Origin of the sequence: Haloarcula amylovorans (assembly GCF_004681185.1) — an archaeon.
GTDB classification, from domain to species: Archaea; Halobacteriota; Halobacteria; order Halobacteriales; family Haloarculaceae; genus Haloarcula; species Haloarcula amylovorans.
Window position 1 is genome coordinate 46,580 of the sequence record NZ_SRIF01000004.1, and the last position, 20,678, is coordinate 67,257.

At 63.0% G+C, this 20,678-nt stretch carries 26 protein-coding genes; 13 read left to right on the forward strand and 13 right to left on the reverse strand.

Going from position 1 to position 20,678, the window contains the following annotated elements:
* Nucleotides 1-25: 25 nt before the first annotated feature.
* From E4S61_RS16155 to E4S61_RS16175, 5 genes are all read right to left on the reverse strand, one after another.
* A complete protein-coding gene (locus E4S61_RS16155) occupies nucleotides 26-1,015 on the reverse strand; it encodes a ring-cleaving dioxygenase (RefSeq protein ID WP_135304999.1) in 990 nt (329 codons plus the stop codon).
* Nucleotides 1,016-1,071: 56 nt separating this feature from the next.
* A complete protein-coding gene (locus E4S61_RS16160; protein ID WP_135305000.1) occupies nucleotides 1,072-3,720 on the reverse strand; it encodes a heavy metal translocating P-type ATPase in 2,649 nt (882 codons plus the stop codon).
* 254 nt (nucleotides 3,721-3,974) lie between these two features.
* A complete protein-coding gene (locus E4S61_RS16165; RefSeq protein ID WP_135305001.1) occupies nucleotides 3,975-4,232 on the reverse strand; it encodes a hypothetical protein in 258 nt (85 codons plus the stop codon).
* A gap of 90 nt (nucleotides 4,233-4,322) precedes the next feature.
* On the reverse strand, nucleotides 4,323-5,309 hold the full coding sequence (locus E4S61_RS16170; RefSeq protein WP_135305002.1) for a hypothetical protein: 987 nt from the start codon (nucleotides 5,307-5,309) through the stop codon (nucleotides 4,323-4,325).
* Between the two features lie 62 nt (nucleotides 5,310-5,371).
* Nucleotides 5,372-6,688, reverse strand: a complete 1,317-nt coding sequence (locus E4S61_RS16175; protein ID WP_135305003.1) for a hypothetical protein — start codon at nucleotides 6,686-6,688, stop codon at nucleotides 5,372-5,374.
* Between the two features lie 114 nt (nucleotides 6,689-6,802).
* On the opposite strand from E4S61_RS16175, the gene E4S61_RS16180 reads away from it, so the two are divergent.
* Both E4S61_RS16180 and E4S61_RS16185 read left to right on the forward strand, forming a co-directional pair.
* Nucleotides 6,803-7,930 carry an AI-2E family transporter gene (locus tag E4S61_RS16180; RefSeq protein ID WP_135305004.1) on the forward strand — a complete coding sequence of 376 codons (1,128 nt, stop codon included), beginning with the start codon at nucleotides 6,803-6,805 and terminating at the stop codon, nucleotides 7,928-7,930.
* Nucleotides 7,931-8,162: 232 nt separating this feature from the next.
* Nucleotides 8,163-8,717, forward strand: a complete 555-nt coding sequence (locus E4S61_RS16185; protein ID WP_135305005.1) for a hypothetical protein — start codon at nucleotides 8,163-8,165, stop codon at nucleotides 8,715-8,717.
* A gap of 66 nt (nucleotides 8,718-8,783) precedes the next feature.
* Here the strand turns inward: E4S61_RS16185 and E4S61_RS16190 are convergent, their stop codons facing one another.
* Complete coding sequence (locus E4S61_RS16190) at nucleotides 8,784-9,860, reverse strand: hypothetical protein (protein WP_135305006.1); 1,077 nt, start codon at nucleotides 9,858-9,860, stop codon at nucleotides 8,784-8,786.
* Complete coding sequence (locus E4S61_RS16195; RefSeq protein WP_135305007.1) at nucleotides 9,857-10,069, reverse strand: DUF4177 domain-containing protein; 213 nt, start codon at nucleotides 10,067-10,069, stop codon at nucleotides 9,857-9,859. Before E4S61_RS16195 ends, E4S61_RS16190 begins: the two co-directional genes overlap by 4 nt.
* A gap of 240 nt (nucleotides 10,070-10,309) precedes the next feature.
* Between E4S61_RS16195 and E4S61_RS16200 the strand changes: the two genes are divergently transcribed.
* Nucleotides 10,310-10,591 (forward strand): hypothetical protein, encoded by a 282-nt coding sequence (locus E4S61_RS16200; protein ID WP_135305008.1) that lies wholly within the window; start codon nucleotides 10,310-10,312, stop codon nucleotides 10,589-10,591.
* 9 nt (nucleotides 10,592-10,600) lie between these two features.
* Here E4S61_RS16200 and E4S61_RS16205 read toward each other — a convergent pair whose 3' ends face one another.
* Nucleotides 10,601-11,236, reverse strand: coding sequence for a helix-turn-helix domain-containing protein (locus tag E4S61_RS16205; RefSeq protein ID WP_135305009.1), 636 nt, complete (start codon nucleotides 11,234-11,236; stop codon nucleotides 10,601-10,603).
* Nucleotides 11,237-11,624: 388 nt separating this feature from the next.
* Between E4S61_RS16205 and E4S61_RS16210 the strand changes: the two genes are divergently transcribed.
* Complete coding sequence (locus tag E4S61_RS16210) at nucleotides 11,625-11,825, forward strand: hypothetical protein (RefSeq protein WP_135305010.1); 201 nt, start codon at nucleotides 11,625-11,627, stop codon at nucleotides 11,823-11,825.
* A gap of 52 nt (nucleotides 11,826-11,877) precedes the next feature.
* On the opposite strand, the gene E4S61_RS16215 is transcribed toward E4S61_RS16210, so the two are convergent.
* The 3 genes from E4S61_RS16215 to gvpA form a co-directional block, all read right to left on the reverse strand.
* On the reverse strand, nucleotides 11,878-12,540 hold the full coding sequence (locus E4S61_RS16215) for a helix-turn-helix domain-containing protein (RefSeq protein WP_135305011.1): 663 nt from the start codon (nucleotides 12,538-12,540) through the stop codon (nucleotides 11,878-11,880).
* Nucleotides 12,541-12,654: 114 nt separating this feature from the next.
* Nucleotides 12,655-13,266 carry a gas vesicle protein GvpO, halophile-type gene (gvpO, locus tag E4S61_RS26560; protein ID WP_135305012.1) on the reverse strand — a complete coding sequence of 204 codons (612 nt, stop codon included), beginning with the start codon at nucleotides 13,264-13,266 and terminating at the stop codon, nucleotides 12,655-12,657.
* Between the two features lie 23 nt (nucleotides 13,267-13,289).
* On the reverse strand, nucleotides 13,290-13,571 hold the full coding sequence (gvpA, locus tag E4S61_RS16225) for a gas vesicle protein GvpA (RefSeq protein ID WP_135305013.1): 282 nt from the start codon (nucleotides 13,569-13,571) through the stop codon (nucleotides 13,290-13,292).
* Nucleotides 13,572-13,797: 226 nt separating this feature from the next.
* Between gvpA and E4S61_RS16230 the strand changes: the two genes are divergently transcribed.
* The 8 genes from E4S61_RS16230 to E4S61_RS16265 all read left to right on the forward strand — a co-directional run bounded on the left by E4S61_RS16230 (nucleotide 13,798) and on the right by E4S61_RS16265 (nucleotide 18,136).
* Entirely contained in the window at nucleotides 13,798-14,427 is a 630-nt protein-coding gene (locus tag E4S61_RS16230) for a GvpL/GvpF family gas vesicle protein (RefSeq protein ID WP_135305014.1), read from the forward strand.
* A gap of 1 nt (nucleotide 14,428) precedes the next feature.
* Nucleotides 14,429-14,680 (forward strand): gas vesicle protein GvpG, encoded by a 252-nt coding sequence (gene gvpG / locus E4S61_RS16235; protein WP_135305015.1) that lies wholly within the window; start codon nucleotides 14,429-14,431, stop codon nucleotides 14,678-14,680.
* A gap of 94 nt (nucleotides 14,681-14,774) precedes the next feature.
* Entirely contained in the window at nucleotides 14,775-15,671 is an 897-nt protein-coding gene (locus tag E4S61_RS16240) for a hypothetical protein (protein WP_135305016.1), read from the forward strand.
* Nucleotides 15,664-16,173, forward strand: coding sequence for a gas vesicle protein GvpJ (gene gvpJ, locus E4S61_RS16245; protein WP_135305017.1), 510 nt, complete (start codon nucleotides 15,664-15,666; stop codon nucleotides 16,171-16,173). The genes E4S61_RS16240 and gvpJ overlap by 8 nt, the downstream gene beginning before the upstream one ends.
* On the forward strand, nucleotides 16,160-16,525 hold the full coding sequence (gene gvpK, locus E4S61_RS16250; protein WP_135305018.1) for a gas vesicle protein GvpK: 366 nt from the start codon (nucleotides 16,160-16,162) through the stop codon (nucleotides 16,523-16,525). Before gvpJ ends, gvpK begins: the two co-directional genes overlap by 14 nt.
* A complete protein-coding gene (gvpL, locus tag E4S61_RS16255; RefSeq protein ID WP_135305019.1) occupies nucleotides 16,522-17,373 on the forward strand; it encodes a gas vesicle protein GvpL in 852 nt (283 codons plus the stop codon). Before gvpK ends, gvpL begins: the two co-directional genes overlap by 4 nt.
* Before the next feature lie 30 nt (nucleotides 17,374-17,403).
* The gene (gene gvpM / locus E4S61_RS16260) at nucleotides 17,404-17,682 is read left to right on the forward strand and encodes a gas vesicle protein GvpM (protein ID WP_135305020.1); all 279 of its coding nucleotides are present in this window, start codon (nucleotides 17,404-17,406) and stop codon (nucleotides 17,680-17,682) included.
* A 130-nt stretch (nucleotides 17,683-17,812) separates the two neighbouring features.
* A complete protein-coding gene (locus E4S61_RS16265; protein ID WP_135305021.1) occupies nucleotides 17,813-18,136 on the forward strand; it encodes a DUF7130 family rubredoxin-like protein in 324 nt (107 codons plus the stop codon).
* Between the two features lie 49 nt (nucleotides 18,137-18,185).
* Here the strand turns inward: E4S61_RS16265 and E4S61_RS16270 are convergent, their stop codons facing one another.
* Both E4S61_RS16270 and E4S61_RS16275 read right to left on the reverse strand, forming a co-directional pair.
* A complete protein-coding gene (locus E4S61_RS16270) occupies nucleotides 18,186-18,746 on the reverse strand; it encodes a metal-dependent hydrolase (RefSeq protein WP_245180787.1) in 561 nt (186 codons plus the stop codon).
* A 414-nt stretch (nucleotides 18,747-19,160) separates the two neighbouring features.
* A complete protein-coding gene (locus E4S61_RS16275) occupies nucleotides 19,161-19,613 on the reverse strand; it encodes a hypothetical protein (RefSeq protein ID WP_135305023.1) in 453 nt (150 codons plus the stop codon).
* A gap of 181 nt (nucleotides 19,614-19,794) precedes the next feature.
* Between E4S61_RS16275 and E4S61_RS16280 the strand changes: the two genes are divergently transcribed.
* Nucleotides 19,795-20,574 (forward strand): GNAT family N-acetyltransferase, encoded by a 780-nt coding sequence (locus E4S61_RS16280; protein WP_135305024.1) that lies wholly within the window; start codon nucleotides 19,795-19,797, stop codon nucleotides 20,572-20,574.
* Nucleotides 20,575-20,678 lie beyond the last annotated feature (104 nt).

Here is a 20,678-nt window from a genome sequence, read left to right on the forward strand (position 1 = left end):
GATATTCGCGCTGAACGTGCGTCGGTCAGTCGTCTGCCTCGACGGCGTCGGCGGTCGGGATCGTCACATCGGTCAACTTGGCTTCTATCTCCTCGCGTCGGTCCTCGAACTTCCCGGGGAGGACGAGGCGGCCGCCGAGGTCGTCGAGCGGCTCGTCGCTGGTGTAGCCGGGGTCGCGGGTGGCGAGTTCGAACAGGACGCCGCCGAATTCTCGGAAGTAGACCGACCGGAACCAGTGGCGGTCGATCTGCTGGGTCGGGCGCAGCCCCGCGGACTGCACGGCCTCGCGCATCGCCCGCTGGTCCTCGTCGGTCGGCGTCTGGAAGGCGACGTGGTGGACCGTTCCATGGCCCTGTCGCCCGCCCTGGATGGTCGGGAGTACGTCGACGTACCTACCGACGGGACCGGCGGCGGCGAAGCGGGTTCGCTCGTCACCGGGGGTGTCGCCTTGGGCTTGTTCGGTTGCGACTTCTTCGAGGCCCATCGTCCGGAGGAGGTCCGTTGTGGGGTCGGGGTCGGCGAGCCAGAGCGTCACCGAGTGGAAGCCGCGGATGGCGACGTCTTCGGGGACGAACTCCGTCCACGGAACCGTGGGGTCGTCGTCGCCGATTTCGACCGCAACGAGTTCGACGGGGAGGTCGTCGGGGTCGCGGAACGGGAGCACGGTTTCACCGAAGCGCTCGACGCGCTCGTCGTAGTCGACGCCGTACTCCTCGAAGCGCTCCTCCCAGTAGTCGAGGCTGCCTTCGGGAACGCGGAACGCGGTCCGAGAGACCTGTCCGGAGCCGACCTTTCCCTGTTTCATGTCTTCCCAGGGGAAGAACGTCATGCTCGTCCCGGGAGTCCCCTCGGCGTCGGCGAAGAAGAAGTGGTAGGTGCCGGCGTCGTCCTGATTGATCGACCGCTTGACCAACCGGAGACCGAGCGTCTCGACCCAGAAGTCCATGTTCTGCTGGGGGTTGCCCGCGATACACGTCACGTGGTGGATGCCCGGCGTCGGCGTCGGAGTTGTCATGTACGAGCGTAGGGACTGCAGGAACTTGAGTACGTGCTGACGTGAGTGTTACCGGGTCAGGCGCTGTGTTCGCTCTCGACGGCCTGCCCGTCTGCTGGCGAGAGCCGCGAGAGGCGCATCGCGTTCCCGGTCACGCCGAGCGTCATGCCGGCGTCGCCAGCGAGGACCGCCAGCCAGATCGGAACGTAGCCGAAGGGGACGGCGACGGCGAGCCCCGCTTTCACGGCGAGGCTGGCCCAGACGTTCTGTCGGATGACGCCGTTGGCGTCACCGGCCAGTTCGTAGAGGTAGGGAAGCTTCGAGAGGTCGTCGCTCATCAGCGCGATGTCGGCGGTTTCGAGCGCCGTGTCCGTTCCGGCGGCCCCCATCGCCACGCCGACCGTTGCGGTTGCCAGCGCCGGCGCGTCGTTGATGCCGTCGCCGACCATCGCCACACCATCATATTCGGCGACGAGGTCATCGATGACTTCGACCTTCTCGTCGGGGAGCAGTTCCGCGCGGTAGTCGTCGACGCCGACCTGTTCGGCGATTGCGCGAGCGGTCCGTTCGTTGTCGCCGGTGAGCATGACCGTGCGCTCGACGCCGAGGGCTTTCAGTCGGGCGACGGCGTGTTTCGCCTCGGGGCGGACCTCGTCGGCGACGGCGATGACGCCCTCTAGTTCCGCCTCGGTCCCGACGAGGACGACGGTCTTCCCCTCCGCCTGCAACTCGGGGACGGTGTCCTCTAAGAGGTCCAGACAGTTGTTGCGCTCGCAGATAGTCTGTGCGGTCCGGGTGACGACACCACCGTCGGTCGTCGCGTGGACGTGCGAGAGGTCGAAGCCCAACTCCTCGAACAGGCCGGGCTTACCGGCGAAGTGCGGCGTCCCGTCGAGGTCCGCCTTGACACCCTTGCCGGTGATGCTCTCGAACGCCTCGATATCACGTCCGGCGGCCGATTTCCCGTCGGCGTGGGCGACGATGGCCTCGCCGATGGGGTGTTCGCTGCGCTGTTCGAGGCCGCGCGCACAGCGGAGCACGTCCGTCTCGTCGTTACCGTGAAGCGGGACGACGTCGGTGACAGTGAGTTCGCCCTTCGTCAGCGTCCCGGTCTTGTCGAAGGCGACGACGTCGACGGCTCCCATCGCTTCGAGGTGGTTGCCGCCCTTGATGAGCACGCCGTTCTTCGCGGCGCTGGTGATGCCCGAGACGACGGAGACGGGCGTCGAGATGACGAACGCACAGGGACAGGCGAGCACCAGCAGGGTGAGCCCGTAGACGATGGCTGTCGACCACGAGGTCGCGAGGACGAACGGCGAGGCGACCGTGACGAGAACGGCGAACGTGACGACGACCGGCGTGTAGTACGCCGAGAACCGCTCGACGAACTGCTCGCGTTCGGTCTTGTTCGACTGGGCGTCTTCGACCATCTCGACGATGCGCGAGAGGGTGTTGTCCGCTGCCGTCGCAGTGACCGCTACCTCGACGTACCCTTCTTCGTTGATGGTCCCGGCGTACACCTCGTCACCCTCGCTCTTGTCGACGGGGACGCTCTCGCCGGTGATGGGGGCCTGATTGACCGCGCTCTCGCCCTCGACGACGGTGCCGTCCATCGGAATCTTCTCGCCGGGTCTGACGACCACGATGTCGCCGACTTCGACCGAGTCGACGGGAACCGTCACTTCCTCGCCGTCACGCTTGACGGTCGCTTCGTCGGGCGAGAGGTCCATCAGTTCGGTCAGGGAGTTGCGCGCCCGGTCCATCGCGTACCGCTCTAACAATTCGGCGATGCTGAACAGAAACGCGAGCGTCGCGGCCTCGAAGTACAGCCCCTCGCCGAAGGCGAGGCTGGCGACCAGCGCGCCAAGAATGGCCGTCGACATCAGGAAGTCGATGTCGAGGTTGCGGTTCCGTGCGGAGTAGTAACCGTTGCGGAGAATCTCTTGGCCGCCGACGGCGATGGCGACGAGGAAGAGCACGTCGGCGACGAGAAGTTCGCTGCCGAGGACGGTCGCCACCTGCGCGTTCTGCCCGGTCAGGGCGAACTCGAAGAGGAGCCCGAGTGCGACGAAACCGCCGCTTACCCACGTCTTTACCGCGCGGGAACTCCGCCAGATGTTCCCCGATGACTCCTCGTTCTCACCGCTTTCCGCTCCCTCGCCGGTCGTGCCGGTGACTTCGTAGCCAGCCGCTTCGATGGCTGAGACGATCTCCGCCTCCGCGAGTGCCGAGGCGTCGTACGTGGCGGTTACCTTCCCTGTCGTGGGTTGGGTCTCGTACGCCGAGAGACCGTCGAGGCCCGAAAGCGCGTTCTCTATCTTCCCGGCACAGGAGGGGCAGTCCATCTCGGGGACGGTGAACTTCACCGTCACCGTCTCGGCGTCCTCGGCGCTGTAGCCGGCCTTCTCGACGCGCTCGACGACGTCCGCTCTGCTGGTCTCGCCACCGTCGAAGGCCACCGAGAGCATTCCGGTCGTCACCTGCGGGTCGACGGTGTCAATCCCGTCGAGTTTCCGGACGCTGTTTTCGACCTTGCCTGCACACGACGGGCAGTCCATCTCGGGGACCGAGAGGTGGGCGACCTCGCTCCGGTCGCTCGCTTCGACGACTAACCCGTCCTCACCGTCCTCGGCCACGCAGTCGCCGTCTCCGTGTCCGTCGTCGGCGTGGTCGTGTTCGTTGGAGTCATCATGTGATTCGGGTGAATCCCCGTTCGGTGCGGTCATTATCGGAGACTAGCCTTCCTCAGTTAATAATCCTCCTGCTATCGATGTCCGCTTAGATGGTCCAAATTGGCAATATTGTAGCCCTGAGTTATTAACTCAGAGTGGGCGCGGCGCTGGAGCTGGGTCAGTCTCTACAACGCTGACCGCTACTTCGCGGAGAACGCTCGGGACACTATCCAGTGGTCGGGCGGCGAGTCAGACGACACCCCGAAAACCGAAGAAAAGCTGCGTGTCCGCAGTCGATCGACGCGACGTTACCGACCGAGGACGTGTCGAGCGAGGAAGCCGACGGCGAGACCGACGCCGAACGCCGTCGCCGCGCTCTGTCGCTTCCGCTGTTGGGCCTCTTCCGGGAACTTCTCTTCGGCGAGGTCGAAGACGACCCGGCCGAGTTCTGTCTTCAGGCTCTCGGTTTGCTGTGCCTTGCTGTCCTGTGCGCGCCGCTTTGCCTTCTCGAACTGCTTGTTGAGGTTCTCTCGCGCTTGCTGTCGGCTTTCGCTTTCGTTCGTCATGTTCGGGCAGTCGGTTTCGCACCTGCTAATGGTAGTGCCTGCACATGCTTGCAGGATAGAGGCGCGTTTGCTGGCGCGTCTCGGATTCACTCACTGCTTTTCCGGCGGGATGAACGGCCCGACCGAGACGGTTCGGCGGGCGATTGTCGCCGCCCGGAGGATGTAGGCGATGAACGCCGTGAACGGCGAGACGATGATGCCGATACCGACCGAGACGACGAGCGGTAGTAGCGAGGGCGGAATCGTGGTCGTCGAGTTCGTCCGGTAGAGGAAGGTGAGCGAGATGCTTGTCACCAGTGCCACCAGACCAGTGTAGACGATGATCCGCGAGAGGCGAGCGAAGTCCTGCTGGAGCGAGAGCGTCTTGAAGAACTGCCGCGAGATGGCGATGGCCTCCAGTAGGTCGTCGACGGCGTCCAGGTTCTCGCGCAGTTTCCGGGGAAGGGCCTCGGCGTGCGCGTTCCGGATGTGGCGAACGGCGGTCATGTTCTGGGCGTACTCCGTCCCGAGAACGACGTTGAGCACGTCGACGATGTTCTCCTCTGATTCGAGGTGGTCGTCGATGTCGTCGCCGTACTCGCTGAGGCCGCGCATCGCGTCGCGGACGCCGTCGGGGACCTCTCTGTCCGAGTCCGAAACCGTCTCCTCGAAGGACGATGCGCGATCGCTGAGCACCGTCGCAGTGAGTGAGAGGAACTCGGCGGGGTCGTTCGGACTCGTCGGCGTCCCGGATAGCTCCTCGACGGTCCCGCGGAGCGACCGAGTCCCGTCGAGGCGGTCTGAGAGCGAGTCGGGGGTACCGAACACCCGCGAGAGGATGAACTGGTTGATCGAGAGCGAGATGGTCACGAGCGTCACGACGCCGGAGGTGAGCCCGCTTGCGAATACCGTTGCCGCTTGGCTACTGGGCCCGACGGTGAGCAGCCCGAGCCAGAGGAGGCCGCCGATGACGACGACGACGAGGACGGTGAGACAGGTCGCGACGGTGATTCGATTTCCGCCCAAGAGAAACCAGTGGAGGGCCCGTTCCCGGACTCCCTCCGTAGTCGAGACAGAGGAAGAGACGCCAAATCCCATACTGACTGGTCGTCGTCCGACTCGAAGCGGGTTCTGCATGCATTTCCCGTCGTTGAGCGCTATCAGTGCGTTTCCGACCGGGGACGTTCGACGATGGTGCCCTCCGCACCGACGGCGACCGCGCGCTCCCGACCGAGAGCGAGGCCCCGGAGCGGGACGTTCGCCGGCGTCAGCGTTCGCTCCCACTCGGTCGCGTTCGCGTCCCGTTCGTACACTGTTCCGCCATCGCCGCTCGCGAGCCACAGCGTCTCGTCGAGCGCGAGCGCCGACAGCGATCCCTCGTCCAGTCGCTCGGGCGTCCATCGACCGCCGTCGTAGCGATGAACGACGCCGCTATCGTCGCTGACCGCACACGCGTCGGCGTCACTCGCCGCGACGTCGGTGAGCGTCCCGTCGGCCCCGTCGAGTCCCATCTGGGTGAAGGTCCGGCCGCCGTCGTCCGTCTGGAAGACGCACTGGTTGGTGTCGCAGGCGTAGCCGACCGACGCGTCGAGTAGGGCGACGCTGGCGAGACTCGACCCGCTTCCCGGCGACACTGGTTCGTCCCAAACCGTCTCCCCGTTCCGGTGGCGGCCCCGACGAACCTGTCCGGACCCGTCTATCAGCAGGACCGTCTCGTCGTCGGCCGTACCGGCCGCGGCCACGCCCGTGAGGTTGTTCGTGTCGTCGTTCGGTGCGGAGTAGTCGACGTGCTGACCGCTCTCGGGGTCGAGACGGCCGACGGCCCCGCTGTCGCCGGCGACCCAGACGCCGCCGCCTTCGACGGCGTCGACGCCGTGAAGCGCGTTCGACTGCGCGCCGGGACCGTCGGACAGCACGGCGCTCCACCCGTCGCCATCGTCGGCGAGGACGCTCCCCTCGGACCCGACGGCGTAGGCCGTCCCGTCGGCGACGGCCGCGTCGTGGAGCGTCTCCTCGCAGGGGACGGTCGCGGTGGTCCACGTGGGCGGCGGCTCCTGGTCCTGTACCGACTCGGATTCCTGCGTTGCCGCCGGTTCTGGCTTTGCTTCCTGCGCTGCCGCCGATCCCTGTGACGCGTCCGATTCCCCCGTGGTCGCTGCATCGGTTGATTCGGTCGGTGGCGCACTCTCCTGAGTGGTATCCGCCTCCCATCCACGGTTCGAGTCGGTTGATTCGGTGGGCAGGTCACTCGCTTGACGGCCGGTGTCGGCCACGTCGTGTTCCGTGGAGGAACTTCGGAAGTAGAGGACGACTGGGGGAACGAGATACGCAGCGATGGCGACGACGGCGAACAGACGGTTGATAAACGTCAACATACCAAATGCCGTCAGCGCCGCCGTTGCCACCGCGTGTTGCCACGTCTTCGTATATCGCCTGAAGAACGGGCCGAACCCGTCGGTACGAGCGAGATTACTCATCACCTGTCACTGGGACGCTGAGACACTCGGGTCTTTCCCCGGCATTCTGGGCCACTGGCGACTCGATGGGAGCACAGGCCGGGATTTTTTCCGTGCGTCTCTCGACGCGGAAACATGGACCTCTCTTCTCCGACGCTCGACCGAGAGCGCCTCGGATGGTGGGCGCTCGTCTTCGCGGTCGGGCTGGCGCTCCTGTTCGTCCTCCACTCGTTCGTCGGGACGTTCGTGCTCGCGCTCTTCGTCTACTACGGTATCCGACCACTGAACCAACGGTTGGAGTCCGTCTTCTCGCCGGGGACGGCCGCGCTGGTCTCGTTGCTCGTCGTCGCGCTCCCTGCATTGCTGCTTATCACCGCGGTCGTCGTGATGGGAGTCACGCAACTGTTGTCGGCCGGCGCGCTCGACGGGCTCAGACAGACGATACAGCCGTACCTCCAGACCCAGTCGCTGGACCTGTTAGAACGTGTTCGTTCGCTGGTGACCGGTGGAGCGTCCGGGTCGCCGATGGACTTACTCATGCAAGGTGCGGGCGTCCTCTCGACGCTCGCCGGCGGCGGGATGCATCTGTTCCTCGCCGTGACGGCCGCGTTCTACCTCCTGCGAGACGACGCCCGACTCGCGTCGTGGTTCCGCTCGACGGTCGGTGGGACGGGAACGACGGCCCACGCTTACGTGACCGCCGTCGACGATGACCTCGGCACTATCTACTTCGGAAACGTCCTCCTCGTCGGTATCGTCGCCGTTCTCGCCGCGGTGGTGTACAACGGCTACAATGTACTTGCCCCCGCCGCGGTCTCGATGCCGGCACCGACGGCGCTAGCGTTGCTCACAGGACTGGCAAGTCTCGTCCCCGTCGTCGTCGGCAAACTCGTCTACGTTCCGCTCGTCGCCTTCCTCGGCGTCCGCGCCGCTCGGAGCGATCCGTCGCTGTTGATCTATCCCGCAGCGCTGTTCGCCGTCTCACTGGTCCTCTTGGATCTCCTCCCCATGACGTTTCTGCTGCCGAAAGTCGCCGGACAGGCGACGCATACAGGATTGGTCCTGTTCGCGTACATCCTCGGCTCTATGCTGTTCGGCTGGTACGGTCTGTTTCTGGGACCGCTCCTCCTCGTCGTCGGGATTCAGGCCGTCAGAATCGTCCTCGAAGAGCTCTTGGATGGCGACCCGGTGTCGCCGGAAGTCACGTCCGCCGAGTCGCTGGGATCGGACCCGAACGAAGCGGACTCAGCCGAAGACGGCTAAATCGGCCTCGTTTCGTGAACCGGCACTCGCGCTGGGCCGAGATATCTCGCTTCGTGACTCTCCCCGGAAACCACTGATGCTTGCAAATGCCGGGTGTGCCGAGCAGCGTCATCTCTCGCTCTTTGATTCGATGTTTCTGTGATCATAGTTCACATACCACTATGTACGGCCGAAAGAGGTTGCATTCGAAGGCCGCAGCGGTATCCGGGTGGCACGCGTTCGTCAACCTAGAATGAGTGATTCTACCGGCGACGAACAGCTGGACCGCATCGAGCAGGGATTAGACGCGCTGTTCGCGACCGAAGTCGCCAAGGAGGTCCTCGAAGCGGTCGATTTCGAGGCGATACTGGCCGACGAACCGGCGGAGGACCCGATCGAAATCGACCGTCTCGCACAGGCCATTGGCCGACCAGTGGGTCGCATCCTCGCTACCCGCGTCATCGGGGGTAGCGGAGCGGCGGGCCTCGCAAAGCAGACACTCGGCAGCGAAGTGGGCAGTCGCGTCGCCGCGAAGACGTTCCGTGTCGCCGTCGAGAACGTCGATACCCAGGAAGTCGCCGAGACGCTTATCGAACTCGACAAGGAGACGCTACCCGGCCCGGCTCTACAGGACATCGTCGGCCCCGCCATCGAGGACAGCGATGTCTTCGCCTTCGGCCACGAGGACCTGCCGGAAGCTGTCGACGCAGGCCCGGACGCGAGCGGCGTCCACGACGCGGGTGGGGCCAACCACACGGGACCGCTCGACGGCACTGATGTCGGCGATGGAACCGGTCCAGAAGAGTAACTCTCGATTTCGTCCCGGTTGGTCTGTGACTGTGAGAGATTTTCTTTGCGCCGGTATTCGACCCGTTTAGCGCTGTGAACCCCTGAGGATGAGCGGACCGATGGCGAGGGTGCGTTTTGCCACTGTCGCCACTCGGGCGATGTAGGAGACCAACAGGAGGTGTGGCAACAGCGTCACCGTGAACGCCGCAGTGACGACCAGCGTTATATGGGCAAAACCGAAGGTGGACCCCGGAAACGAGGACTCGCCGATGAACGCCAGCATCGCGCCGGCGATGATGAGTGCCGGGACCGATATGTAGAGGATGAGCTGTGATAGATTGACGAGCGCCCACTCGAAGTAGAGCGTCTTGATGTGCTCGCGGGCCGGGCCGAACATCGCCAGCGTGCTCCGCAACCCTTCGAAGAGTTCCCTGTCGTCGTCGGTGAGACTCTCTTCGTACTCGTATTCGATTCGCTCGACGTGGAAAATTTTCCACCCGTAGTTGTAGTTGAGTGCGGCGAACAGGACACCGAAGGAACCGAAGTTCGCGCCGTCGAGTTGCTCTCGAACTTGCTTTGCGTTCCCGATTATGCTGGTCGTGAACTCGTCGATCTCCGCTTTCAGCTCTTCGTTGTCGTTGCCCGCAACGGCCTCGCGCAGGTTGCGGGCTCGAGTCTCCGATGCGTCGACGATGTGGCGAAGGAACGCCGATGGGTCGGCGGGGACGGGACGGTCGACGAGTTCGCGCGTGTAGTCTCGAACGTTCATCGTGCTGCTCATGCGCTCGTGTTGGTCACCGAGCGGCCCGTTCTCCTGTGAGATGACGAGCTGACTGATAGTCACCACGAGGGTCGTCCCGGTGATTATTGCGCCGATCATCGTCGAGAATATCGTCTCGATAGTGTCCTCGCTCTGCAAGTCGGCGTGAAATGCTGGGTAGAACTCCGTCCCGACCAGCGTGACGGTGACGAACACGATGAGTGCTAATAGTCCAGTCAATACAAGGCGGTTCGCACCGAGCATTATCCAGATTTTGGCGCGACTCTCGTCTGCACGCTGGCGCATCGTGTTGGCCGTCCCGATGTCCGCTTCGGCGTCGGGGTCGAGTTCCGTCTCGAACTCGATATCCGTGTCCTCGTCAGGGTCGACGGCCGAGTTCATTGCTCCGTATCGTCGGACTCTGCCGGACGCTTAAAGAGGAGAAACTTCGTCCCGCCGCCGCCCGTGTAATCGACGGTGCCCGTGAGCTCCCAGCCCTCGCTCCCGAGTTCGTTGAGTTGGCTCTTCGGGTCGACTGACTCTTTCTGGGTCACTCCTTTGGGGACCTGGAGCGTCTCGTACTCCCAGGGGCCGCGATACCTATCTGTCATACGTCCTACGAATGGGGTCTGCGAGCCGCGCCGCTGTGGGCGTTCTTTCGTCTCGGCGACGAGAACCATTGGCCAGTTCGCGGGGTGGCAACGTCGTCATAACTGAGTTACGAGAGGATACGAGGCTATCGACTATGCCCTGACGGCTTTCAGTTGCAGGCACGCGCACCTCGCTACGCCCGGTTCGCCCTTGCGATGGCTGGCAGATGGCCTTTGGCTCCTGCAGTGAAACGTGAACGTATGTCACAGCATCCGACCGTCGAAGATGTCGAGGAGGGCGACGAGTACTATCACGTCCGGTATCGGGACCCCGACGAGTTCGACGAGATTCGGACGCCCGACTGGGCGGAAAATCCCGCTGATTCCGTCTGCTCGGGGAGCGAGGTCCGGACGGGTGACGAGAAAGGCGACGACGACTGGACGGTCCAGAGTATTTTGATTCCTGTCGACGCCGTCGATGACGACGACGAGGCGACACAGAAGGCCCAGCAGATCGTCGAGAAGATCGACCGTTCGGAGTAGGGGGACGTTCTACAGCGCTTCGTCGACGAGCGTGCCGGTTGCTCGACGAAGACTCTCCGAGAGCGCTTGGTGTGAGATGCCGAGCTTCTCGGCGAGTTCGGCCTGCGTTATCTGTCGCGGGACTTCGAAGTAGCCCTCCGACTCGGCCATCGACAGCACCTCGTGCTGTGAGGTCGTGAGCCCGTAGCGGCCAGCCATCTCGCCGTCCATCTCTCGGACGCTCTCGACTTCGAAATCGAGCCCGTGCTCGTCACAGAAGTCGTGGGCTTTCGAGACCATCGACCGCTCGGGGTAGAGCATCCGGATGTTCCACTCCGTGCCCGCGCCCGTCACGTCCAGAATCGTCGCCTCCGAGTGAGTCAGCATGTCGATGACGAGCTTGACGTTTCCGTGCCAGTCCATCTGGAAGAGACATTCGTCTTCGAGCTCGCGCAGGTGCGTGACCGATTCGACCGTGGAATCCTCTCTGAAGGTCTCCGCGATGCCTTCACGGTCGCTCCCGCGGACCCACAGCATCGGCATAAGCGACCCGTCTCCTGAACAGACGATCTGCTCGACCGAGAAGGTCAGGTCCGGGTACGTTTGCAGCGTGTGATCCAAGACCAAGTCCTCCGAGGGGACGTTCCCCGACACTATGGTCGACATATCCAAGCGATTACGGGGGACATAGATAAACGGGGTTCACACTCCTACGGATTCCACGAGTTTCAGGGCCTGTTCTGCCGTTTTACTGATGAAACAGTCCTGAAACAGTTCGTTAAGCACCGCAAAAGATGGCGAGCGTTGTTTGATTAAATGGGTTACTACAACTGTGGACAGGCAGTATGACGATGTTATTTTCTCGACAGAACGTCTGACATTTTCGTCCGATTCGACAGATGCATCCGTTTCATCCGTTTCATCGGGGGGAAGACGCCGGTCGCAGGGACCATCGGGCAGTCCAGACTATACCCACTACCGATCCGAGTAGCCCCATAAACTGCACGCAGGCTCAAGGACACGGTTTTGGTGGCTGAAGCGCATATTCAGTTGTATGCAGAACGCAAAGGCAGGCGGTTCGATGTGGAACAACCTCTCGATCATCTCGACACTCATCGACGCCGCACGCGCGTTCACCCGCGGCGACCGGTGGGCCGCGGCGTTCCTCGTCGGCGCGGCGGCACTGTCGTCTCGCGTCCCCGGTGTCGGCACCCTCGCCTCGGTGCTGGTCCGTATCGTTCGGTACCTCCGCTAACGGCGAGCGGACGAAGCGAAAGACGGTCGTCGACCGAGAAACGGGCTCGTTTTTACAATAAGTCGGGGTCGGTCCCGACGAGAAGCGTATCTTCGATGAGTGATTCGGTCCCCCGGCGGAGCCGTTCGGAGAGGGCCTGATGGGAGATATCGAGTTCGTTGGCGAGTTCTTCGAGCGTCTTCTCCTGTGGGACGTGGTAGTACCCCTCTTTCGCGGCGAGGACGAGCGCCTGATACTGGCCCTCGGTGAGTCCGAAGCGACCAGCGGGTTCGCCGTCCATGTCCCGAATCGACTCGACGTCGTAGGTGAGTCCGTGCTCGTTACAGAACTCGTAGGTCGCGGAGAACTTATCGCGGGTGGGGAACATCACGCGGAGCCGCCATTCCTCTTTCTTGCCGTAGGCGTCGAGGATCGTGGCTTCGGAGTTCGTGAGCATCCCCAGAAGAAGTTCAACGTGGTCGACCCAGTCCATCCGGTAGAGGTACTCGTCCTCGAAATCGGCGAGCATCCGGACGTTATCGACGCTCGGGTCTTCGTCGAATGCCGCTTCGAGTTCCTCTCGGTCGACGTTTCGTGCCCACATTAGCGGCATAACCGCGTCATCGCCACTTTTGATGATGCGCTCACACTCGAACTGTACGTCCGGAAGCACGTCGAGCGTGTGCTTCAGCGCGAACTCTTTTGCGGGAACTGAACCGATGACGATCGTAGCCATGGTTTCATTGTGAACCTCGAAGGCAAAACAGGTACTCATTTTGTTCGTATCTAATCTACTGAGCGAAGCGAGACCGAGGAACCGACCGTGCTTCCATGGTCGCTCCACGAGTCGTCATTCGAGTCGCTCGCTCTGGTCGGTATCCATACGGCGATATCGGGAGAGCCGTCGATAGCCGGTTACCGTCTCTGAGTCTTCGAGGGTGATCTCGTAGTAGCCGATGATGTCCTGCGTGTCGGGAACAGCGCGGCGCTCGACTACTTCCACGGTCGCCAGCCAGCCGCCGTCGCCGTCTTTGTTTATCTCGACGACGCCGTCGAGCGGATGTTCTATCAATTGTGCCGTGACCGCCTCGACGGTGCGACGCACCTCGATGAGCGACCCCGCGCCGCCGATGGAAATCCCGTCGTCGCTCGCGGTGTCTTCTGCCTCGCCAGTTTCGGAGTCGCCCGTCTCCCCGCTGTCGGCATCGTCCGTCTCCGCGTCGTCGGTGGATTCGGCCTCCTCGGATTCGCCATCCGAATCGGCGTTCGACGCCTCGTCCTCGGTATCGCTCGACGACGCCTCGCTCTCGGCTTCGTCGGTTGCGGATTCGTCGTCGACGGTCGGATTGGACTCATCGTGCTGGTGACAAAATCCGTCCTCGACCGCCGAGTTCTGACACCGATTGCCGTCGCTCGTGAGCGCACGGCACTGTTCGGTCGACTCAGCGTCTGACTGTGACATGGTTGTGAGCTATGACGCAGTCGCTACTGGGACGGGGCTTGCTGATAGTTGTCGGGTCGAGCGGGCTTCTCGATGTCGAGCTCTTTCATCTCCTCTAACTCACCGGACTGACTGGCCTGTTCTATCTTCGTGATGTTCTCCGCGTAGTGGAGGAACGTGTCGACGGATGCGGCCACGACACGGGCCTCCACGGTGAGGATTTCGATACCGACGACTGAGACGCGCGCCCAGATGTCGACCACGAGCCCCTTATCGAGGATGCGGTCGAGCACTGCTGCCAGGCTACTGGAATCCGGTTGTGCCATGGGTGTTGCTTGATGGGATAGCTACCTGGGCGTGGTGCTTGCAGTCGAAAGCTATCGGTCACTCGGTAGCACTCATTCGCCAGACGGCGGCTGATCGCGTCTCGTTCGGTCGCTTCGAACTGTTGCAGTCGCGGTCAGACGCCACGCCAGCGAGCGGCTTGCGAATGCTGGCAACAGGGCTTGGTCGGGTGACGGAGAAACGTCGCACACGAGCACAGGTCATACAATGTCTGGTGATAAAATCTACGCGTACGGCGTCATCGAGGCCGACTCGATCGACGTCTCTATCGACGGCGTCGAGGGTACGAGCGATGTATACACTGTCTCACATCGTACTCACGCCGCTGTCGTGAGCGATATCGACACGCTCGACCCCGAGGAGAGCGACGAGAACGCCCGGGCACACGACGATGTGCTCCGAGCGGTGATGACAGAGGGTGACGGCCGAGCGGTCGTCCCGATGCGGTTCGGGATGGTGTTCGAATCCGAGCGGGCGCTAAAGAACGTCCTCCGGAACAGCCGGGCCGAACTTACGGGGTCGCTTCGCCGCGCTGCGGGTCACGAGGAAGTCGGCATCAAGGTCCTCCTCCCGGAAGATGGCATCGAGGACGCCGACTCGGTGCGAGAATCCATCGAGACCGGGCTCGCCGACCACGCCGCCGATGTCGCCGACGGAGACCTGTTCAGCGACCGCCTGCTGTTGAACAACTCCTATCTCGTCGAGCGGGACGATCGGGAGTCGTTCGACGACGCGGTCGACGCTGTCCGCGAGGCCCACCCGGACCTGACCGTGCAGTACTCCGGTCCGTGGGCGCCGTACAGTTTCGTGGACTTCCACATCAAAGCGGAGGCCTGAGATGTTCCTCCTCGACGACCTCTTCCTCAAGCCGTTCGTCTCGCTGTTGACGATCATCCACGACATGGCGTTAGAGGAGCAATACGACGTCGAGGCGATTCGGGACGAACTCAAGGAGAACCGCCTGCTGTACGAAGTCGGCGAACTGGACCAGACGGAGTACGAGCGACGAAAAGACGAACTCGAAGCGGAACTCGAAGTCGCACAGAAAGCCCGTGAGCGACTCAGCGGGAGAGTCGAGGTGAAAGGATGACGAACCGCGAGACGACTCGCCGGTCTCGCCTGTCCGCTACCTCGCAGACGCTGACAGTCGACCGACGAGCAGTTACTACCCGGATCGGAGCACTATGACAGACTCAAACGAAACCGAACTGACCGTAGACGACCTCGTAGCGGCCATCGACGACCTCAGCGAGAAGGTCGACGACGCCGCCGAACACGAATCGGCCGAGGAGGCCGCGGCGTTGTTAGCGGACATCCACGACGTGGCCGACAACGTCGAGGACATGCTCGGGACAGTCGACCTGACTGACCTCCTGAGCGAAATTGAATGGGAGAACCTCCCCGAGGCCATCGAACTGGAGAACGTTCCCGAGGCCATCGAGGACCGCAACCCCACCGCCGCCATCAAGTTGCGCAAACTCCTCTCGGTGACGGACATGTCCGAGGTCTGGGGCAACGTCAACGCCAGGGAGTTCTGGCGACAGTCCCGCGAACTGGACGACGCGGTCGACGACTTCTCGGACGAAGAGGACGACGAGGGGCTCCTTTCGGGCGACGAGGACGGCTCCGACGAGGGGCTCCTCGACGACCCGTCGTTCGACAGCCCCTTTGGCGACGACGACCCCGAGGATGCCGGTGACGCAGCGGAAGCGTCACCCGAGACGGGTCTCGGCGGACTGGAAGGGCTCGGGACGGACGAGGAGGGACTGGACCAAGAGACGATGGAGAACGCGATTCAATCCCGTGTCAGCGACTCGGTCGGGGAGTTCAGACAGAGCATCCTGGCCGCGCGAGCGCAGTTGAAACAGTTGCTCGCGGAGAACCGCGAACGCAGCGAGCGTCGCAACTCCACGTCCACGAACTCCCGGAACCCGACCGCCGTCTCGACCATGCCGCCGGGGGGCAAGCAGCAGCGAACCGCCAAGTTCTCCACCGTGCCCGAGGAGACGCGCTACTCGACAGCACCGAACAGACGGCGTATCTACGGGTCCCGCTTCGAGGAGGCGGAAGACGATGCCTAGTGCTGGACCGACGCGTTCGTCGGCCGACTTGGCCGACGTGGTCGAACTGCTACTCGATAAGGGATTGGTAATCAACGCCGACATCGCCGTCTCCGTGGGCGATACGGAACTGCTCGGCATCCAGATTCGGGCCGCAGTCGCCTCCTTCGAGACGGCCGCCCAGTACGGGCTTGAGTTCCCTGAGGGAACCGACCAGGAGCGTATCGAACAGGTGGCAAATCAAGGGCGATTGGGACCGCCGTCCGACACCAGCGACGACGACGCGCCCGAGCGGCCCAAGGTGTCCCCGGGAAGCCACCCGAAGAAGATTCAGGTCGCGCAGTCTGGTGGCGGTTCGCCCGGCGGACCCAGCGAGGAGTCAGACGACCAGAATACGACCGAAGACGCCGACGACTCGACGGACGAGAGCGAGGAATCGGCGGACACGGGAGACGAGCAGACCGACGACGCAAACGACGAAGCGGCGACAGCGGAGACGGAGGGCGAGAATGACGACGATTGATATCGACGGCGAGGACGCTAGCGATGGCCTGCTCTCGCTGGTGGTCGCCGTCGTCGAGTTGCTCGTCGAGGCGATGGAGCGGGAGGCGATTCGGCGGATGGAGTCCGGAAAGCTGAGCGACGAGCAGATAGAGCAACTCGGCCAGCAGCTCCAGGCCATCGAGGCCGAGATAGACGACATCAAGGAAACCTCGGACATCGAGAACGACGTCGACAACGTCCGGTCGGAACTAGACGGCATCGTGGACGACGCGCTCCGGATGATAGACACCGAGGCGGCGACCGCTGGTACCGGCCGCGGTTCCGTCGCGGACACACCGACGGCCGCCAGTGATCGGGAGGGGACGCGATGACTGACGAGGCAACGACTGGCGACGGAGCGGCAGCGAGCGAGACGGCCGCCGACGAAGGGCGGTATCTCTACTGCGTGGTCGATGTCGCTGATGAGTCGGACGTCGGGACCGGGACGATGCTCGACGTCGAGGGCGTTGACGGCGAGGAACCGTATCTCGTCGTCGACGGCGAATTGGCGGCGCTCGTCCAGCGGCGCGCGACGCCGTACGACTCCGACGACGAGACGACAGTCAAGCGGTGGTTACTCGAACACCAGGGTGTCGTGGACGCGGCCCACGAGCGGTTCGGCACGCCGCTCCCGGTTCGGTTCGACACCATCTTGCAGGGGGACGACGCCGGTGTCGCTGCGTGGCTCGACCGCCAACACGAGGACCTGCGACCGGCGCTCGAACGCTTCGCGGACCGAAGTGAGTACCGCATCGAACTGACCTGTGACGCCGACGCGTTCGGCGCTGGCGTCACCGAGGACGACGACCGTCTCGACGAGCTACAGGACGAGTCGGACGAGGCAGACTCGGGAACGGCGTTCCTGAAGTCGAAACAGGTCGACCAGCGCGAACGCTCGCTCGTCGCCGAGGAGTGGCACGAGACCACGGCCTCGCTCCGGGAGTCGCTCGACGACCACGCGGCTGAGACCCAAAGCATCGACCGAAACGTGACGTCGCTCGACGAGGACGACCGGGACGACGCGGACTTCGAGACGACGTTTTCGGTCCTCGCAGACGAGGCGGCCGCTGGCGCTATCGGGGAGCGACTCGACGAGATTGCGGCAAAGCCCGGCGTCGAAGTGCGCTACACCGGGCCGTGGCCGCCGTATACGTTCGCACCGACGCTCGGGGACGAATGACTCGACAGTCGATAGCCTACGGAGTGACCTATGGAACCGACACGTGACGGTGACGCCGTCGTCGACTTGCTCGACGTCATCCTCCGAGACGGCGTCATCTTGCAAGCGGACGTCATCGTCACCGTCGCGGACGTCCCGCTCGTCGGCATCAGCCTCCGTGCCGCGATTGCCGGGATGGCGACGATGACCGACTACGGCTACTTCGAGGAGTGGGACGACGCGGCCAGACAGCGTGTCATCCCCGACGACGACGGACGGACAGAGAAGCTGTCGGCGAGCCGCGACGACGACCGCCGCGGAGAGCGGTAACGGGATAGCAGTGGCCGCCGACAATCGTTCGATGGCGCTCGCTAGCCCCACCAGTTTCACTTCGTGTGACTGTCTCTCACCGCGCATTTCCAAGCACCAGACTATGGATGGTCGCCCTCGAAGACAGACTATGACGAGTGACCAAGGTGCGACCACCGAATCGGTGACAGTCGAATCGAACGACACTGTCTACAACGAGGACGGCACCATCATCGGCGTCGTCACCGAGACGACCGAATCGGGATTCACCGTCGACACGTCCGAAAGCGTGACGACACAGGACGATACGTTCGAGGCCGAAGAGGAACAACCGGGCAAGGAGTTCGGCGAGGGCTACATCATGTGGCGCTGTGAGGAATGTGGCGAGATGGGTGAACTCGAAGACGGCCTCCCCGACTCGTGTCCGAGCTGTGACGCGCCGAAAGAAGCGCTCTCGAAGGTCCGCGAAGACTAACCGCAGATAGCCGCCGTCCGCTGGAACCAGTTCGTTTTCTGCTAGCGTACTATGGTCGTTCGGCAGTTTTCTCCGTCTCGATCCGGTAGCGGTGGTCGAACGGGTCGAAGACGTACCAGATGCCGAGATGGAGCACGAGCGCTGTCGCCAGTAACACGGAGTTCGCCCAAATAGAGTTGTACCACAGGACGTCGACCGACCACGGCTTGGCGAAGAACGGCCAGAACGGATTGACGGGTGGGGCGATGTCGGGGGCCGAGAGCATATCCGCGAACAGGTGGCTCGCTCCACCGAGCGTGAACGCGCCGGTCACGAACAGGAACAGACTCGTGCTATCGAAGCGATCTCCTCTGGTCAAACTATCGACTCGCTTCCGCAAGATCGGCGTGACGATTGCGCCAGCGACGATGCTGACGGCAACCACGAACAAGAGGGTATGGGTGACGCCGTGGTGACTGAACGTCTGCGGAAAGACGCTCGACAACACCAAGTCTACGTCGGGGAGCATCGCGGTCGTCGTCGTGAGTGCAATGAACGCGATGCTGACTCGACCGTCCCAGACGAACCACGCGGGGACGGCGAACAATAACCCGAAAGCGATGTGTCCCATAACGTCTACCATTGTCAGAATAGACTCGTGCGTCCCAACTACGATTGGGGCTTGTAAATGCAGGTTCTCTCTCTATACCGCTCTCACATCTCGCGTTCGGTCGTTCAGAACCGAGGATGTGGCCCGAGTTCGCGAGACCATCCCTGATATATTTTCAGTCCCATCGGACTCCCGCGCGATGGCAGCTCGACCACGTCCGGACGCGTCTTGACGGCGGTGTCTCATTCGAACGCGCCGTTCACGACACGCAACGAGCGTATTTGTGAGGACAGGCAGCGACCCTCGACCACGGACGGTTCGCGTCGTGGCCGCTCGTTGAGAAAACGGTAGCACCGAAACGCAAGCGCTTTTGCGAACGTCGACTCGCATACGGTGCGCAGACGGAAGCGTCGCTCTGCCACGTGCCGGGTGGCTTCAGGACTCGTCGTCGGACTCGTCTTCCTCGGTCGCAGATTCGGTCTCAGTGTCGGCTTCGTCGTCCTCGGACTGCTCAGTCTCGTTCTCGGCAGTCGAACTCGATGTGTCGTCGTCGCTCGACAGGTCGTCGTCTATCGACGGGCTCTCCGTATCGTCCTGTTTATTCTTTCGTCGCCGGTTCGCCAGATACGCCGTCGAGGCGACGGCGGCGACAAGGGTGAGCAACTTCTTCCCGGACCGTCCAGAGGACGAACTCTCTGTCTCTTCGGACTGAGACTGGTCAAGGTCCTTCCCGTTGTGCTCTTCGAGGGCCTCGGTGACACCCTCCTTGACGGCGGCCTTTATCTCCTCGGTATCCGGGCTCGATTCGCCTCGGGACTGTAGTTCGTCCTCGACAACCGACGCGACGGGCCGTAGCACTTCCGAGATCTGTGACGTTTTCTTAGACATCGTGGCTAAACACTCGCCTGCGGGCCGGAAGTTACCTGGCCCTGCATCTGCAAGCGCAGCCGCTCTCTCCCATCAGCGCCCGGCCAGACACAGTCGACCACGTCACTCTTCGCTTGAAGAGACGGTATCTGTTTCGTGTGCAAGGGTGACCACTTTCTCCATCGGGGACGGAGATAGGTACATGAACGTCCGTTCCGCGACAGACGACGACCGAGAGGGTATTCAGGAGACCGCTCGACGCTCGTTCCGGGCCTCGTACTCGATGAGCCCCCAGGAGATAGAGACGATACTGGAGGCGGATTTCTCCCCGGAGAACCTCTCAGAACGAATCGCTACGGGCGAGGACCGACTGCTCGTCGCCGAGGGAGTGGACGACGAGCTGGTAGAAACCTCTCCGGTCGGGTTCGCCGAACTCGACGACGAGGGCTCGCTTCGCTGGCTGCACGTCCATCCCGAGGCTCGCGGACGCGGTATCGGTCATTCGCTCGTCGAGGGCTTACAGGACGAACTCGACGGCGACTCGACCCAACTCACGGCTCGACTGCTCGAAAGCGCTCGGGAAGGGAATCAGTTCCTCCAGCGATTCGACCTGTACCAGACCGATACCGAAACCGTCGAAATCGGGTCCATGGAGTTCACTATGCAGGTGTACACGAAACAGGAAGACGAACAGGTACAGGAAGAAAAAGCGGACGAGGAGGCCGACGACCCGGAGGTCGAGATTCCGGACGAAGTCAGCCTCGACGGACAGCAGCGGTCGGTCGACAGTGACTCCGAACTCTCGGGGACTCGGTCGCCGTTCTACCCCGTTTACGACGACGCCGATTCCGAACATCGGGCGGGATACTTCTGTTCGCAGTGTGGCAGCACCGACGTGACCGGTGACGGCCTCGACCGTCTGAAGTGCAACGAGTGTGGCAACACCCACCGACCGGACGATTGGGACTCGGCGTACCTCTGATTCCCGGCGAGACGGTTCCTGCCCGGAACCGCGTCCGCTTGCCCCCTTTCTCTCGCAAGGACCAGCTTCCCGGGGGCGGCCGATGATTCACTCGACAGAGCGTT

Coding starts and splice junctions, on each gene's coding strand:
- gvpK (WP_135305018.1), top strand. CDS start 16,160: ATGACGACGATTGATATCGACGGCGAGGACGCTAGCGATGGCCTGCTC.
- gvpG (WP_135305015.1), top strand. CDS start 14,429: ATGTTCCTCCTCGACGACCTCTTCCTCAAGCCGTTCGTCTCGCTGTTG.
- E4S61_RS16200 (WP_135305008.1), top strand. CDS start 10,310: ATGTCACAGCATCCGACCGTCGAAGATGTCGAGGAGGGCGACGAGTAC.
- gvpJ (WP_135305017.1), top strand. CDS start 15,664: ATGCCTAGTGCTGGACCGACGCGTTCGTCGGCCGACTTGGCCGACGTG.
- gvpL (WP_135305019.1), top strand. CDS start 16,522: ATGACTGACGAGGCAACGACTGGCGACGGAGCGGCAGCGAGCGAGACG.
- E4S61_RS16155 (WP_135304999.1), bottom strand. CDS start 1,015: ATGACAACTCCGACGCCGACGCCGGGCATCCACCACGTGACGTGTATC.
- E4S61_RS16215 (WP_135305011.1), bottom strand. CDS start 12,540: ATGGCTACGATCGTCATCGGTTCAGTTCCCGCAAAAGAGTTCGCGCTG.
- E4S61_RS16180 (WP_135305004.1), top strand. CDS start 6,803: ATGGACCTCTCTTCTCCGACGCTCGACCGAGAGCGCCTCGGATGGTGG.
- E4S61_RS16275 (WP_135305023.1), bottom strand. CDS start 19,613: ATGTCTAAGAAAACGTCACAGATCTCGGAAGTGCTACGGCCCGTCGCG.
- E4S61_RS16195 (WP_135305007.1), bottom strand. CDS start 10,069: ATGACAGATAGGTATCGCGGCCCCTGGGAGTACGAGACGCTCCAGGTC.
- E4S61_RS16170 (WP_135305002.1), bottom strand. CDS start 5,309: ATGGGATTTGGCGTCTCTTCCTCTGTCTCGACTACGGAGGGAGTCCGG.
- E4S61_RS16160 (WP_135305000.1), bottom strand. CDS start 3,720: ATGACCGCACCGAACGGGGATTCACCCGAATCACATGATGACTCCAAC.
- E4S61_RS16265 (WP_135305021.1), top strand. CDS start 17,813: ATGACGAGTGACCAAGGTGCGACCACCGAATCGGTGACAGTCGAATCG.
- E4S61_RS16190 (WP_135305006.1), bottom strand. CDS start 9,860: ATGAACTCGGCCGTCGACCCTGACGAGGACACGGATATCGAGTTCGAG.
- E4S61_RS16240 (WP_135305016.1), top strand. CDS start 14,775: ATGACAGACTCAAACGAAACCGAACTGACCGTAGACGACCTCGTAGCG.
- E4S61_RS16270 (WP_245180787.1), bottom strand. CDS start 18,746: ATGGGACACATCGCTTTCGGGTTATTGTTCGCCGTCCCCGCGTGGTTC.
- E4S61_RS16175 (WP_135305003.1), bottom strand. CDS start 6,688: ATGAGTAATCTCGCTCGTACCGACGGGTTCGGCCCGTTCTTCAGGCGA.
- E4S61_RS16185 (WP_135305005.1), top strand. CDS start 8,163: ATGAGTGATTCTACCGGCGACGAACAGCTGGACCGCATCGAGCAGGGA.
- E4S61_RS16205 (WP_135305009.1), bottom strand. CDS start 11,236: ATGTCGACCATAGTGTCGGGGAACGTCCCCTCGGAGGACTTGGTCTTG.
- E4S61_RS16280 (WP_135305024.1), top strand. CDS start 19,795: ATGAACGTCCGTTCCGCGACAGACGACGACCGAGAGGGTATTCAGGAG.
- gvpA (WP_135305013.1), bottom strand. CDS start 13,571: ATGGCACAACCGGATTCCAGTAGCCTGGCAGCAGTGCTCGACCGCATC.
- gvpO (WP_135305012.1), bottom strand. CDS start 13,266: ATGTCACAGTCAGACGCTGAGTCGACCGAACAGTGCCGTGCGCTCACG.
- gvpM (WP_135305020.1), top strand. CDS start 17,404: ATGGAACCGACACGTGACGGTGACGCCGTCGTCGACTTGCTCGACGTC.
- E4S61_RS16210 (WP_135305010.1), top strand. CDS start 11,625: ATGCAGAACGCAAAGGCAGGCGGTTCGATGTGGAACAACCTCTCGATC.
- E4S61_RS16165 (WP_135305001.1), bottom strand. CDS start 4,232: ATGACGAACGAAAGCGAAAGCCGACAGCAAGCGCGAGAGAACCTCAAC.
- E4S61_RS16230 (WP_135305014.1), top strand. CDS start 13,798: ATGTCTGGTGATAAAATCTACGCGTACGGCGTCATCGAGGCCGACTCG.